Here is a 13,459-nt window from a genome sequence, read left to right as displayed (position 1 = left end):
AGGACCTGAGGAGGTCACATGTCGATGATGGGTGGCGCCGGTGGCGCCGGACGAGGTGCGGTCTTCCGGCACATGCGCACGGACCGGTCGGAGGTGCCGCGAGGCGTGAGCCGCGAGACCGTACGCCGCGTGCTGTCGTTCGCGCGCCCGCACCGGCGGCTGATCGCGGTGTTCCTGCTGCTCACCGTCGTCGACGCGTGCCTCGTGGTGGTCAACCCGCTGCTGGTGCAGCGTCTCGTCGACGACGGCATCACGGGGCAGAACGGCACCCTGGTCACCCTGCTGGCCCTGGCCATGGCCGGGGTCGCGGTGGTCAGCGCGGGACTTGCGGTGCTCGGCGGCTGGTTCTCCTCCCGGATCGGCGAGGGCCTCATCTTCGACCTCCGCACCCAGGTCTTCGGCCACGTGCAGCGCCAGAGCCTGGCGTTCTTCACCCGCACCCAGACCGGCGCGCTGGTCTCGCGGCTCAACAACGACGTGATCGGCGCCCAGCGGGCCTTCACCTCGACCCTGTCGAGCACCGTCTCCAACTCGATCTCGGTGGTCGTGGTCGGCATCGCGATGCTGGCCCTCAGCTGGCAGGTCACCCTGCTGTGCCTGCTGCTGTTCCCGATCCTGCTGATCACCTCGCGCGTGGTGGGCACGAAGCTGGCCGGCCTGACCCGCAACCAGATGGACGGCAACGCCGACCTCGGCAACGCCATGACCGAGCGCTTCAACGTCGGCGGGGCCATGCTGCTCAAGCTCTTCGGCCGCCGCGACGAGGAGGACGCCGTCTTCGCGCAGAAGGCCGGCGTGGTCCGCGACCTCGGCGTGCGCATCTCGCTCATCACCCGCATCTTCGGTGCCGCGATGATGCTCGTCCCGGCGCTCGCCACGGCGCTGGTCTACGGCGTCGGCGGCCACCTGGCGCTGCGCGACGCGCTCACGGTCGGCACCCTCTTCGCCCTCGCCACGCTGCTCCTGCGGCTGCTCGGGCCGCTCCAGGGGCTGTCCAACGTGCGCATCGACGTTATGACGGCGCTGGTCAGCTTCGAGCGCGTCTTCGAGGTGCTCGACCTGCCGTCGCTGGTCGCGGAGAAGCCCGACGCCCTGGTGCTGCCCCGCACGGCGTCGCGCCTGGAGTTCGACGACGTGTCGTTCACCTACCCCGGCGCCGACGAGGTCTCGCTGGCGTCGCTGGAGAACGTCGCCCGGCTCGAGTCCCGGGACAACGGCGAGGTCCTCAGCGGCATCTCCTTCGTCGCCGAGCCCGGGCAGATGGTGGCGCTGGTCGGTCCGTCCGGGGCCGGCAAGACGACGGTCACCCACCTCGTCGCCCGCCTGTACGACGCCACGTCCGGCACCGTCCGCGTCGGCGGCCAGGACGTCCGGGACGTCACCCTGGACTCGCTGGAGGACGCGGTCGGCTACGTCACCCAGGACGCGCACATGTTCCACGACACGATCCGTGCCAACCTCGTCTACGCCCGTCCGGGCGCCGGGGACGAGGAGATCTGGGCGGCCCTCGAGGCGGCTCAGGTGGGTGCCCTCGTCCGCGGTCTGCCCGACGGCCTCGACACCGTCGTCGGCGACCGCGGCTACCGGCTCTCCGGCGGCGAGCGACAGCGGCTGGCCATCGCGCGGCTGCTGCTCAAGTCGCCGGCGATCGTGGTGCTCGACGAGGCCACAGCGCACCTCGACAGCGAGTCGGAGGCCGCCGTCCAGCGCGCCCTCGACGCGGCCCTGGAGGAGCGCACCTCGCTGGTCATCGCCCACCGGCTCTCCACGGTGCGCAACGCCGACCAGATCCTGGTGATGGAGGACGGCCGGGTCGTGCAGTCCGGCACCCACACCTCGCTGCTCGCCGAGGGCGGTCTCTACGCCCTGCTCTACGCCACGCAGTTCCAGGACGACGTGGCGCCCGCCGAGGCGTGAGCGGCCCCTAGGGTTCGGGGCATGGACCTGTCGCTCACCGATCGCGTCTTCGTCGTCACCGGGGGAGCGCGCGGCCTCGGCCGCGCCACCGCCGACTGCCTGGTCGCCGAGGGGGCGCGGGTCGTCCTCTCGGGGCGGTCGGCCGAGGCCCTGGGGGCTGCCGCCGGCGACCTCGGCGACGCGGCGACCACGGTCGAGGCCGACAACGCCGACCCGGGCACCCCGGCCCGGCTGATCGCCGCCGCCCACGAGCGTTGGGGCCGCCTCGACGGCGCCCTGATCTCGGTCGGGGGGCCGCCCAAGGGCCCGGTCGCGGACATGACCGACGAGCAGTGGACCACCTCCTTCGGCTCGGTCTTCCTCGGCGCCGTCCGGCTGGCCCGGGAGATCGGCTCCGTCCTGGACCACGGCGGGTCGCTGGCCCTGGTGCTGAGCTCCAGCGTGCGGGCGCCGCTGGCCGACATGGCCATCTCCAACGGGCTGCGGCCCGGGCTGGCGATGGTCGCCAAGACCCTCGCCGACGAGCTGGGCCCCCGGGGCGTGCGGGTCAACGGCCTGCTGCCGGGGCGGGTGGCGACGGACCGCGTCGCCGAGCTCGACGCGCTCTCGGGTGACCCCGACCGGGCCCGGGAGGCCGCCGAGGCGACCATCCCGCTGCGCCGCTACGGCGAGCCGGAGGAGTTCGGCCGGGCCGCGGCCTTCCTGCTGTCGCCGGCGGCGTCGTTCGTCACCGGCGTCATGCTGCCGGTCGACGGCGGGATGCTGCGCTCGCTCTGAGCGTCCCCGGGCTGCGATCCGCGGCCGTCGGGGGCGGGGCTCCGCCGCGATCCACGCACCGGTCCGCGGCCGCCGCGGGCCTCGTCGTACACGAGGTAGCCGAAGCCGAAGAGCGCCAGCAGGCCGAAGAACCACCACTGGAGGCCGTAGAAGAAGTGCGGTCCGTTGTCGAGCTCGGGCAGCTCGGCGGGGGCGAGCGCCTGGTCGGCCTCGGGGGACTCCGAGCGGATGTCGACGAAGCCGGTCAGCACGTCCTGGTCGATCGCGCGGCCGATCTCGGCGCTGCTGATCGCGCGCGTGGAGCGGTCGGTCACCTCGGTGCTGTCGCCCGTGGCGTCGAGGCGGACCCAGCCCTCGACGTCCACCTCGCCGGATGGGGGAGCCGGGACGTCCTGGGGGGTCGTCCCGCGGTTGTCGGTGGCGAACCAGCCGCGGTCGACCAGCAGGCTGGTGCCGTCGGCGAGGACCAGCGGCACGACCACGTCCACCCCCGAGGCGCCGTCGCGGGTGCGGTAGCGGACGACGACGGTGGAGTCGGCGTCGTACGTGCCGGTCGCGGTGACCTGCGTCCACTCCTCGTCGGAGGTGAGCGGGCGGTCGACGCCCATCACGTCGGTGACGGGCACCGGCTCCTGCGTCTCGTTGCGCTGGATGACGGAGTTGCGGTCCTTGCGGTCGTCCAGCCGGTGGAACTGCCACTCGCCGAGGCGCCAGGCCACCCACGCGAGCGCGAGGACGGTCAGCAGGAAGAGCACCCAGCGTCTGCTGAGCAGGAAGCGGAACCGACGCACGGCCCGAGGCTATCCGGCGCCCCCGCACGCGGGGTCGCCGAGGCCGCCCGAAAGGCGGTGCCTGCGTCCGAGCACGGCGGTGCCGGACCCCCCACCACCTAGACTGGGCAGGTGACGACCCGGATGCTGCCCCTCGCGGACGCCTACGGTCGTGTCGCGACCGACCTGCGCGTCTCCCTGACCGACCGCTGCAACCTGCGCTGCTCCTACTGCATGCCGGCCGAGGGCCTCGACTGGCTGCCCGACGACCAGACGCTCACCGACGACGAGGTCGTCCGGCTGGTCACCATCGGGGTACGCCGCCTCGGCGTGCAGGAGGTCCGCTTCACCGGCGGCGAGCCGCTGGTGCGCCGCGGCCTGGTCGACATCGTGCGCCGCACCCACGACCTCGGCGTCGAGACGTCGCTCACCACCAACGCCCTCGGCCTGCAGCGCAACGCGCAGGCGCTCCGCGACGCCGGCCTCGACCGGATCAACGTGAGCCTCGACAGCGTGCGGCGCGAGACCTTCCACGAGGTCACCCGCCGCGACCGGCTCGACGACGTCATCGCCGGGCTGGAGGCCGCCCGGGCCGCCGGCCTGGGCCCGCTCAAGCTCAACGCGGTCCTGCTGCGCGGGCTCAACGACGACCAGGCGCCCGAGCTGCTGGCCTGGGCGATCGAGCGCGGCTACGACCTGCGCTTCATCGAGCAGATGCCGCTCGACGCCCAGCACGGCTGGAGCCGCGCGGAGATGATCACGGCCGACGAGATCTACGCCGCGCTGAGCGCCGAGTTCGAACTGACCCCCCACGGTGAGCCGCGGGGGAGTGCCCCGGCGGAGCTGTTCGACGTGGACGGCGGGCCGGCGACGGTGGGCATCATCGCCTCGGTCACCCGCCCCTTCTGCGGCGACTGCGACCGGGTCCGGCTGACCGCGGACGGGCAGGTGCGCAACTGCCTCTTCGCCCGCGACGAGTCCGACCTGCGTACGGCGATGCGCGCCGGCGCCACCGACGAGGAGCTCGCCGATCGCTGGGTCGTCGCGATGGCCGGCAAGCTCCCGGGGCACGGCATCAACGACCCGAGCTTCCTCCAGCCGGACCGTCCCATGTCCGCCATCGGCGGGTAGCAGCCACCGGCGGGCGCACCGCCCGCGCTGTCCCCGTCAGGCGGGGTGGGGGACGACGTCCTTGAGGAAGCCGCGCGCCCCCAGGAAGTCACCCAGGGTGGTGCGGTGCTCGTCGCACGCCAGCCACGTCTTGCGCCGCTCCGGCGTGTGGATCTTGGGGTTGTTCCACAGCAGCGCCCAGGTCGCGGGTGCCGTGCAGCCCTTGGCGGAGCAGGTGTCGGGGAGCTCCTCGCTCAACCTCGACCACCCTCTCGCACGCGAATGCACCCCGGAAATGGAGGCGGTGCCGGACAGCCACGGGGGAAGCCGTCCGGCACCGCTGGTGCCACCTCAGACGGGGGATGCTGGGTGGCGAAGTTGATTCTTGCACGACGCATCGGCAAAACCAACAACCGGTTACCGGCGAGTGGCGGACGGCGGAAGCTCGCGCGTGGTCTGCGAACCACGCAGCTCGAAGCTGTCGTCCTTGCGCGACTCGGGGTTGGCCATGACGACCGCCACGTAGGGCAGGAGCACCGCCCCGGCGACCAGCACCCAGCGCAGCCAGCCGGGTCCGACGGCGACCGCGCCGACGAAGCACAGGGTGCGGATCGTCATGGAGATGACGTAGCGCTTCTGACGTGCGGCGATGTCCGCGTGGTGGCTCGTCGCCGCGGTGGTGATGCGCACGGGAACGCTCGGATCCTCACGGCGGGCCATGACCTTCACTGTACGTCGGGTGGCCCAACGCCCCGCCCGTCCTCGCTAGGCTCCGGAGCACTGCCCGAGCCCACGCAGCACCCACTCCAGGAGGACCCGTGTCCAACCGCACCTACCGCGTCACCGAGATCGTCGGCACCTCACCCGACGGCGTCGACCAGGCCATCCGCAACGGCATCGAGCGTGCCGGCAAGACGCTGCGCCACATCGACTGGTTCGAGGTCACCCAGATCCGCGGCCAGGCCAAGGACGGCCAGGTCGAGCACGTCCAGGTCGGCATGAAGGTCGGCTTCCGTCTCGAGGACGAGTGATCGCGGCGAGGTCTTTTCGTGTACCGCGGGGTAATCACTAGCGTCGAGCAGCATGAGTGACGACATCCGGCCCGAGCCCCGTTCCGTCCTGGTGACGGGCGGCAACCGCGGCATCGGCCGCGCCATCGCCGAGGCCTTCATCGCCCAGGGCGACAAGGTCGCCGTGACGACCCGCAGCGGGGGTGCGCCCGAGGGGGCGCTCGACGTCCGCTGCGACATCACCGACCCCGACGCGGTCGAGGCGGCCTTCAAGACCGTCGAGGAGGCCCACGGCCCCGTGGAGGTGCTGGTCGCCAACGCGGGGATCACGGCCGACACGCTGGTGCTGCGGATGTCGGAGGACGACTGGTCCAGCGTCATCGACACCAACCTCACCGGGTCCTTCCGGCTGGCCAAGCGGGCCGCGAAGGGCATGCTGCGGCTGCGTCGTGGCCGGATCATCTTCATCTCCTCGGTCGTCGGGCTGCTCGGCTCGGCCGGCCAGGTCAACTACGCCGCCTCCAAGGCGGGCCTCGTCGGCATGGCCCGCTCGCTGGCGCGGGAGCTGGGATCGCGCTCGATCACGGCCAACGTGGTCTCGCCCGGCTTCGTCGAGACCGACATGACCGACGTGCTCACCGACGAGCAGAAGCAGATGATCAAGGCGCAGGTCCCCCTGGGGCGCTACGCCGCCACGACCGAGGTCGCCTCGGCCGTGACCTGGTTGGCGTCGGACGGCGCCGCCTACGTGACTGGAGCCGTCATCCCTGTTGACGGCGGACTCGGAATGGGGCACTGACAATGGGACTTCTCGACGGCAAGCGGATCCTCGTGGCCGGCGTGACGATGGACTCCTCCATCGGCTTCGCCACGGCCAAGGTGGCCCAGGAGCAGGGCGCCACGGTGCTCATCTCCAACTTCGGGCGGGCGCTGGGCATCACCCGGCGGATCGCCAAGCGGCTCCCGGTGGAGCCGCCGGTGCTCGAGCTCGACGTGACCGACGAGGAGCACCTCGCCGGGCTCGCCGACCAGGTGCACGAGCACGTGGACGGCCTCGACGGCGTCGTCCACTCGATCGCCTACGGCAACCCCGAGACCCTGCTGGGTGGCAAGTTCATGGAGGGCCCCTGGGAGGACGTCGCCCAGGCGGTGCAGGTCTCGGCGTACTCGCTCAAGTCGCTCGCCGTCGCCACCCGCCCGCTCATGTCGCGCGGCGGCTCCATCGTCGGGCTGACCTTCGACGCGACGTCGGCCTGGCCGGCGTACGACTGGATGGGCGTCGCCAAGGCGGCGCTGGAGAACACCTCGCGCTACGTCGCCCGCGACCTCGGTCCCGAGGGCATCCGCTGCAACCTCGTGTCCGCCGGCCCGCTCAAGACGCTCGCGGCCAAGGCGATCCCCGGCTTCGAGGCCCTGGAGTCGTCGTGGAAGGACCGCGCCCCGCTCGGCTGGGACGAGACCGACCAGGTCCCCACCGCCCAGGCCGTGTGCGCGCTGCTCAGCGACTTCTTCCCGGCGACGACCGGGGAGATCGTGCACGTCGACGGCGGTTTCCACGCGATGGGGCTCTGACCCCACCACACGCGCGCACGGGTGGCGCCCGGTCGAGCCGGAGCGCCACCCGTGGCCGTGATCAGCTGAGCGTGCAGCCCAGGTTGTTGTCGGCGTCGAGCCGGCTGGCCAGGGCCAGCATTGTGGCGCGGTCGCCGCTGGCGTACGCCGCGTCGACCGCCTCGACGAGCGGCGGACGACCGTCCTTGCCCGCGAGGTAGCGACGCCACGGGTAGCCGACGCCCTCGTGTGCGGCGTTGAGGAACGCCGCGGCCGAGGCGCGGGCCAGGATCTCGGCGGCCCCGTCGGCCCCGGGTCCTCCCCGCGCCGACAGCGCCCCGAGGAAGGTGAGCCCGGCGACGTTGGCCCGGGCGTCCACGAAGGTGGCGCCGTAGAGCTGGTCGGGCGTCATCTCCTGCCAGTTGTCGGTGTGGTTCTTCCAGTAGCCGGGCGTGCAGCCCTCGTAGCCGATGTTGGTGGCCTGGGCGGCGGGTGTGGCGCCGAACGTCGCAAGGGCGGCCAGCACCATGGCCACCGCGACGAAGATCTTCCTCATGTGTGCAGTCCCTTCGGATTCCGGTGGGCGCGAGACGACGGACGTCCCCCGAGCGGCCACGGCCCCGACCTGGGGCCTGCTCCTGCAGCATCCGTCCGGACGACACCCGGCACATCTCCGAATCTGGGTATGTGCGGACATCGGGTCGCGCCGCCGGCTTCGGTAGCGTGCGCGGGTGAACTCTCTCGTCGAGCTCAGGGTCCTGGAGGGCCCCAACCTCTACTTCCCCCGCGCCGCCATCAAGCTGACCCTCGACGTCACGACGATCGCGGAGGCGTCGGAGGAGACGGCGCTGCGCTTCGCGCGCCGGATCGGTCTGCGCAGCACCCGTCCGGGCGCGCCGGGCAGCGGCTTCCGCCAGCGCTTCTCCATGCGGGCCGTCGAGCGGTTGGTGCGCGCGATCGCCGCCGAGTCCGGTACGACGCGGCTGGCGGTGCGGGTGCGTCCGACCAGCGACCCGGACCGCCTCGTGGTGGCCTTCCCGTGGCGGCACCGGGGCCGGGCCGAGTCGCTCGGCCGGGCCGTGGCCGACGCGTTGGACGCGCTGCCGACCCCCGACCTGGAGGCCGCGGTCAGCGCGGCCGCGGACTCGGTGGCCGCGGCGGAGGCCGGTGACGGCCCCACGACGCTGACCCCGCGCGTCCCCGTCGTCGCCGTGACCGGCACCAACGGCAAGACGACCACGAGCCGGATGATCGCCCACATCGCCCGCACCCACGGGCTGCTCACCGGGTGGTCCAACACGGACGGCATCTACATCGACGGCGAGCTCGTCGAGGCGGGGGACTACTCCGGTCCCAGCGGCGCCGGGCGGGTGCTGGCCCACCCGCAGGTCCAGCTGGCAGTGACCGAGACGGCTCGCGGCGGGATCCTGCTCAAGGGCATCGGCCTGCGCCACAACGACGTGTCGGTGGTCACCAACGTGACCGCGGACCACCTCGGCCTCCAGGGGATCGACACCGTCGACCAGCTCGCTGAGGTGAAGTCCGTCGTCCCGCAGATCACCCGCAAGGACGGTTGGGCGATCCTCAACGCCGACGACCCCCGGGTGCTCGCGATGCGCGCGGTGACCAGGGCCAGGCCGTGGGTCTTCTCCCGCGACCCCGACTCTCCCGCGATCCGCGAGGTCGTCGGCCACGGTGGCCGGGCGACCACCGTCATCGACGGCTGGGTCACGGTGCTGCGGCCCGGGAGCGACCCCGAGCCGCTGGTCGAGCTCGTCGACGTACCCATGACCCTCGCCGGCCTGTCGCGCTTCAACGTCGAGAACACGCTGGCCGCCGCGTCGGCGGCCCTGGCCATCGGCCTGCCCGCCACGGCGGTGGTCGAGGGGCTGACGTCCTTCCTGCCGGACGCCGAGCACAACCCCGGCCGGATGAACTTCTTCACCCTGCCCGTGGACGGTGACGGGGTCTCGGTGGTGATGGACCTCGCCCACAACGAGGCCGGGCTGGAGGCCCTTCTCGAGATCATGAGCGGCGTACGACGCCCGGGCGCGCGGCTGCTGCTCGGCCTCGGCGCGGTGGGGGACCGGACGGACGAGCTCATCGACGCGCTCGGGGAGATCGGCGCCAAGGGCAGCGACGTGGTGGCGATCGGCCACAAGGAGCACTACCTGCGCGGGCGCACCATGGACGAGATCGACGCCCTGCTCCGCGCCGGTGCGGCCCGGGTCGGGGTGGAGGACATCGAGACCTACGACACGGAGGTCGCGTGCCTGGCCGCCCTGGTCGCCCGGGCCCGACCGGGCGACGTCGTCGGGCTCATGTGCCACGCCGAGCGCCAGGAGGCCTACGACTGGATCGCCGCGCACGGGGGCACCCCCGACTCGCCGGAGGACCTCGCCGCGAAGGTGCGCGCCGCCTCGGCGTGAGGACGCCCCGGCCACACCGGCCGCCCGGCCCGCGTGTGCACCAGCCTGTCTGTACCGGCAGCCACGAATGCTGCGAAGACGTCCCCCGCGCCTGGTCCGCGGCTAACTTGTCGAGCGTGCCGACCACCCAGTCCTCGCCGCACCGCGGCCGCAGCCGCCTCCCGCTCGTCCTGGGAGGGCTTGCGGTCGTGCTTGCGGTGGTCGGTGCAGTTGGGTGGCTCCTCACCCCCCGAGGTCTCCCGACCGGCGCGGACAAGGAGTCGTTCTGCGGGTGGGTGGACCAGGCGATGACGGCTGACGATGACGACACCGTGCGCAAGGCCACCGACAACATCGAGGACGGTGGCGTGCCGGCAGGACTGGACGGCACGGCCGCGCAGCACGGCGTCGAGGTCTTCATCGACATGACCGCGAGCGTCGGTGCGGCGGGAAGGGACTACTGGTCCGACCAGACCGTCGCTGACAACCGCACCGGGCAGGACCGCGACGACCTCGCTGCCTTCCTCTACTACGCGTACACCGAGTGCGGAGCCCCCAGCATTCCCTCCTCGTCCTGACCTGCCAGGAAGCGCCCGGTCGGCCCGATCCACGTGCCAGGAAGCGCCCGGTCGGCGCGATCCACGTGCCAGGAAGTGCCCGGTCAGCGGGTGAGGGGCGCGGCGGCGACCGAACGCGTGCGGGTCCCCTGGGCGCCCACGACCGCGACCAGCCCGGCGGCGACGGCGACCAGGTAGGCCGCGGAGGCGCCGTGGTGGTCGACGACGAACCCCGCAGCCGCGGCGCCGGGGGCCACGCCGGCCATCAGGCCGGTGTGCAGGACGGCCATGCCCTCGGTCAGGCGGCCGTGGGGGACCGTCTGCTCGGTGAGCGACATGGTGGCGATCAGGGTCGGCGCGATCGAGCAGCCGCCCACCAGGAGGGCCAGGAACATGAGCGGGAAGCCCTCGACCAGCACGGGCGGCACCATCGCCAGCATCATCGCGAAGGACCCCCAACGGACCCGGACGGCCGGGCCGCGCCTCCAGACCACGGCCCCCGTCACGATGCCGGCCAGCATGCTCCCCAGGGCCCAGGTGGCCAGCAGCCACCCGGACACGGCCCGCGCCCCGGTCTCCTCGGCGAACGCGACGGTCGTGACCTCGGCGGAGCCGAACAACGCTCCCAGGGACAGGCAGACCAGGCCGAGGGGCAGCACGGTGCGCCACGGCATCGGCAGCCGCAAGGCACCGTCGCGGTGCCGGCCCGAGGGCGGCTCGGTGGCGCGCTGGGCGGCGAAGGCGTAGGTCCCGACCAGCCCGGCGGCGGTGGCGACCACCAGCCCCGCCACCGGGTGCCACAGCACGGCCAGCATCGTCGCCAGCACCGGCCCGACGACGAAGGCCACCTCGTCGAGGACCGACTCGAGGGCGTACGCCGTCTGCACGTCGCGCGGCTGGTCGAGCAGGTGCGACCACCGGGTCCGCACGCACGCGCCGACCTGGGGGAGGAGAGCCCCGGTCAGCGCGGCGAAGAGGTAGACCAGCGGCATCGCCCAGTCGCTGCCCACCGCGGTGACCAGCAGCGTCATGGACACCGCGAAGCCGGTGATCGCGATCGGCAGCACCCGACCCTGGCCGTACTGGTCGACCAGCCGGCCGTGCAGGACGGCGCAGGCCGCCTCGCCGAGCACGACGACCCCGGAGACGGTCCCGGCCAGGCCGTAGGACCCGGTTCGGTCCTCGACGAGCAGCACCACTCCCAGCGTCACCATCGAGATGGGCAGGCGCGCCAGCAGGCCGGCGGAGCTGAAGCGCAGCGCACCGGGCCGGGAGAGCACGCGGCGGTAGGAGTCGAGCATCGCCTCGGATGCTAGGCCTCCGTAGGCTGGCGCCATGAATCCCGACGTGTCGCCGTACGACGCCCTCCTGCTCCTGTCCTTCGGTGGACCCGAGAAGCCGGACGACGTCGTGCCCTTCCTCGAGAACGTCACCCGCGGGCGGGGCATCCCGCGCGAGCGCCTGGAGGAGGTGGGGGAGCACTACTTCCTCTTCGGCGGTCGCAGCCCGATCAACGACCAGAACCGGGCCCTCCTCGCCGCGATCCGCGAGGACCTGGCCGGCAGCGGCATCGACCTGCCCGTCTACTGGGGCAACCGCAACTGGGACCCGTACCTCGCCGACGCGCTGCGCGAGATGCGCGACGACGGCATCCGTCGGGCGGCCGTGATCACCACCTCGGCGTACTCCTCGTACTCCTCGTGCCGGCAGTACCGCGAGAACCTCGCCGACGCCGTGGCCGAGGTCGAGGGCGCGCCCCGCCTGGACCGGCTGCGGCAGTACTACAACCACCCTGGCTTCGTGGAGCCCGTCGTTGACGCGACCCTCGCGGCGATGGCCGACCTGCCCGACGCCGTGCGGGAGGGCGCGGAGCTCGTGTTCGTCACGCACTCGATCCCGACCGCGATGGCCGAGACCAGCGGTCCGCCCCTGGAGGGCGGCAACGCCTACGTCCGCCAGCACCTGGCGGTGGCGGAGGAGGTCACCGCCCGGGTCCGCCAGGAGACCGGCCGCCGCCACAAGCACGAGCTCGTCTACTGCTCCCGCTCCGGCTCGCCGCGCATCCCGTGGCTGGAGCCGGACGTCAACGACCACCTGGCCGCGATGGCCAGGCGCGGCGCCACGGCCGCGGTGATGATCCCGGTCGGGTTCGTCTCCGACCACATGGAGGTCATCTACGACCTCGACACCGAGGCCATGGCCACCGCGGAGAAGCTCGGCCTCGAGGCGGTCCGTGCAGCCACCCCCGGCATCGACCCGCGCTTCGTGGCGATGGTGCGCGACCTCCTGGTCGAGCGGGCCGCCGTCGAGCGGGGCGAGGAGGTCGCCCGGAGCACCGTGGGGGACCAGCCTGCGTGGCGCGAGGTGTGCGCCGTCGGCTGCTGCCCCAACCCCCGCGGCGAGCGCCCCGCCCTCTGCGGGGCGGACGCGTGACCCACGACCCGGTCGCACTGAGGGACCTCGCCTCGGCGGTGGCGCGCGAGGGGGCCGACCTGGCCCGTCGGATGCGGGCGGAGGGCATCGACGTCGCCGACACCAAGTCCAGCGCCGTCGACGTCGTGACCGCGGCCGACCGGGCCGTCGAGGCGCTCGTGCGCCGACGCCTGCTCGAGGTGCGGCCCGACGACTCGATCCTGGGGGAGGAGGGCGACGACCACACCGGCACCAGCGGCGTCCGATGGGTCGTCGACCCGATCGACGGGACCGTCAACTACCTCTACGGGCTGCCCGACTGCGCGGTCTCGGTGGCCGCCGAGGTCGACGAGCAGGTCGTCGCCGGCGTGGTCGTCACCATCCCGACCGGCGTGGAGTACGCCGCCGCGGTGGGCCGCGGCGCCACCCGCGACGGCGTACCCATCTCGGTCCGGGCGACGCCTCCGCTGGCCGAGCGACTGGTCCTCACCGGTTTCGGCTACCGCGCGGAGATCCGCGCGCACCAGGCCGCCTCGGTCGCCGCGCTGCTGCCCCGCGTGCGTGACGTTCGTCGCATGGGCTCCTGCTCCCTGGACCTGTGCCACGTGGCCGACGGCAGTGCGGACGCGTACGTCGAGGAGGGCCCGGCGCGCTGGGACTGGGCCGCGGGATCCCTGGTGGCATCCGAGGCCGGAGCCGTGTTCGCCCGCCTGCCGGGCCGGATGAGCGACCACCTGGCCCCCGTCCGGGCGCGGCTGGATGCCGATCCCGACTGGCCCGAGCGTTCGGTGGTCGCGGCCGCGCCGGCCGAGGGCTGGCAGGAGTTCGTCGCGGCCCTGAGGTCCGCGGGCTTCGTGGCCTCCGACGGCTGAGGAGACGGGGAATACGCGCGCCCCGGGTGGCGTTGCCGCGACACGTCCGGACCGGCGTGGCGCATGCGGCGGTCA

Annotated in this window: 15 protein-coding genes; 10 read left to right on the top strand and 5 right to left on the bottom strand. The window is 73.0% G+C overall.

All coding sequences use genetic code 11. The features are described 5' to 3' along the window. Positions 1-18 precede the first annotated feature (18 nt). Entirely contained in the window at positions 19-1,917 is a 1,899-nt protein-coding gene (locus tag ASG94_RS00690) for an ABC transporter ATP-binding protein (protein WP_056924534.1), read from the top strand. A 21-nt stretch (positions 1,918-1,938) separates the two neighbouring features. Further along, the gene (locus ASG94_RS00685; protein WP_056924533.1) at positions 1,939-2,694 is read left to right on the top strand and encodes an SDR family oxidoreductase; all 756 of its coding nucleotides are present in this window, start codon (positions 1,939-1,941) and stop codon (positions 2,692-2,694) included. Here the strand turns inward: ASG94_RS00685 and ASG94_RS21175 are convergent. Then, positions 2,580-3,485: an SURF1 family cytochrome oxidase biogenesis protein gene (locus tag ASG94_RS21175; protein WP_082623846.1), complete on the bottom strand. Its 906-nt coding sequence runs from the start codon at positions 3,483-3,485 to the stop codon at positions 2,580-2,582. The genes ASG94_RS00685 and ASG94_RS21175 overlap by 115 nt on opposite strands. Before the next feature lie 123 nt (positions 3,486-3,608). On the opposite strand from ASG94_RS21175, the gene moaA reads away from it, so the two are divergent. Next, positions 3,609-4,595 carry a GTP 3',8-cyclase MoaA gene (gene moaA, locus ASG94_RS00680; RefSeq protein WP_056924532.1) on the top strand — a complete coding sequence of 329 codons (987 nt, stop codon included), beginning with the start codon at positions 3,609-3,611 and terminating at the stop codon, positions 4,593-4,595. A gap of 36 nt (positions 4,596-4,631) precedes the next feature. Here moaA and ASG94_RS00675 read toward each other — a convergent pair whose 3' ends face one another. Together ASG94_RS00675 and ASG94_RS00670 are read right to left on the bottom strand one after the other, a co-directional pair. Then, the gene (locus ASG94_RS00675; protein ID WP_056924531.1) at positions 4,632-4,832 is read right to left on the bottom strand and encodes a hypothetical protein; all 201 of its coding nucleotides are present in this window, start codon (positions 4,830-4,832) and stop codon (positions 4,632-4,634) included. A gap of 159 nt (positions 4,833-4,991) precedes the next feature. Beyond that, the gene (locus ASG94_RS00670; protein WP_056926195.1) at positions 4,992-5,294 is read right to left on the bottom strand and encodes a DUF3099 domain-containing protein; all 303 of its coding nucleotides are present in this window, start codon (positions 5,292-5,294) and stop codon (positions 4,992-4,994) included. Between the two features lie 98 nt (positions 5,295-5,392). Between ASG94_RS00670 and ASG94_RS00665 the strand changes: the two genes are divergently transcribed. The 3 genes from ASG94_RS00665 to fabI are packed head-to-tail and all read left to right on the top strand — an operon-like array spanning position 5,393 to position 7,156. Next, a complete protein-coding gene (locus ASG94_RS00665; RefSeq protein ID WP_056888659.1) occupies positions 5,393-5,605 on the top strand; it encodes a dodecin in 213 nt (70 codons plus the stop codon). A 52-nt stretch (positions 5,606-5,657) separates the two neighbouring features. Beyond that, positions 5,658-6,383 carry a beta-ketoacyl-ACP reductase gene (locus tag ASG94_RS00660; RefSeq protein WP_056924530.1) on the top strand — a complete coding sequence of 242 codons (726 nt, stop codon included), beginning with the start codon at positions 5,658-5,660 and terminating at the stop codon, positions 6,381-6,383. 2 nt (positions 6,384-6,385) lie between these two features. Continuing rightward, positions 6,386-7,156 (top strand): enoyl-ACP reductase FabI, encoded by a 771-nt coding sequence (gene fabI / locus ASG94_RS00655; RefSeq protein WP_056924529.1) that lies wholly within the window; start codon positions 6,386-6,388, stop codon positions 7,154-7,156. 61 nt (positions 7,157-7,217) lie between these two features. Here fabI and ASG94_RS00650 read toward each other — a convergent pair whose 3' ends face one another. Continuing rightward, a complete protein-coding gene (locus ASG94_RS00650) occupies positions 7,218-7,691 on the bottom strand; it encodes a hypothetical protein (protein WP_056924528.1) in 474 nt (157 codons plus the stop codon). A gap of 175 nt (positions 7,692-7,866) precedes the next feature. On the opposite strand from ASG94_RS00650, the gene ASG94_RS00645 reads away from it, so the two are divergent. Together ASG94_RS00645 and ASG94_RS00640 are read left to right on the top strand one after the other, a co-directional pair. Beyond that, positions 7,867-9,564 (top strand): Mur ligase family protein, encoded by a 1,698-nt coding sequence (locus ASG94_RS00645; RefSeq protein WP_056924527.1) that lies wholly within the window; start codon positions 7,867-7,869, stop codon positions 9,562-9,564. Positions 9,565-9,680: 116 nt separating this feature from the next. After that, a complete protein-coding gene (locus ASG94_RS00640) occupies positions 9,681-10,121 on the top strand; it encodes a hypothetical protein (RefSeq protein ID WP_056924526.1) in 441 nt (146 codons plus the stop codon). Between the two features lie 83 nt (positions 10,122-10,204). Here the strand turns inward: ASG94_RS00640 and ASG94_RS21530 are convergent, their stop codons facing one another. Next, positions 10,205-11,401: an MFS transporter gene (locus ASG94_RS21530; RefSeq protein ID WP_056924525.1), complete on the bottom strand. Its 1,197-nt coding sequence runs from the start codon at positions 11,399-11,401 to the stop codon at positions 10,205-10,207. 34 nt (positions 11,402-11,435) lie between these two features. Between ASG94_RS21530 and ASG94_RS00630 the strand changes: the two genes are divergently transcribed. Both ASG94_RS00630 and ASG94_RS00625 read left to right on the top strand, forming a co-directional pair. Then, entirely contained in the window at positions 11,436-12,533 is a 1,098-nt protein-coding gene (locus ASG94_RS00630) for a ferrochelatase (protein WP_056924524.1), read from the top strand. Continuing rightward, positions 12,530-13,384: an inositol monophosphatase family protein gene (locus tag ASG94_RS00625; protein ID WP_056924523.1), complete on the top strand. Its 855-nt coding sequence runs from the start codon at positions 12,530-12,532 to the stop codon at positions 13,382-13,384. Before ASG94_RS00630 ends, ASG94_RS00625 begins: the two co-directional genes overlap by 4 nt. Positions 13,385-13,459: the final 75 nt, after the last annotated feature.

The sequence above is a fragment of the Nocardioides sp. Soil805 genome (assembly GCF_001429625.1).
Classification (GTDB): domain Bacteria; phylum Actinomycetota; class Actinomycetes; order Propionibacteriales; family Nocardioidaceae; genus Nocardioides.
Note: the sequence above shows the minus strand (reverse complement) of the source record. Positions and strands in the feature narration are given on the sequence as shown.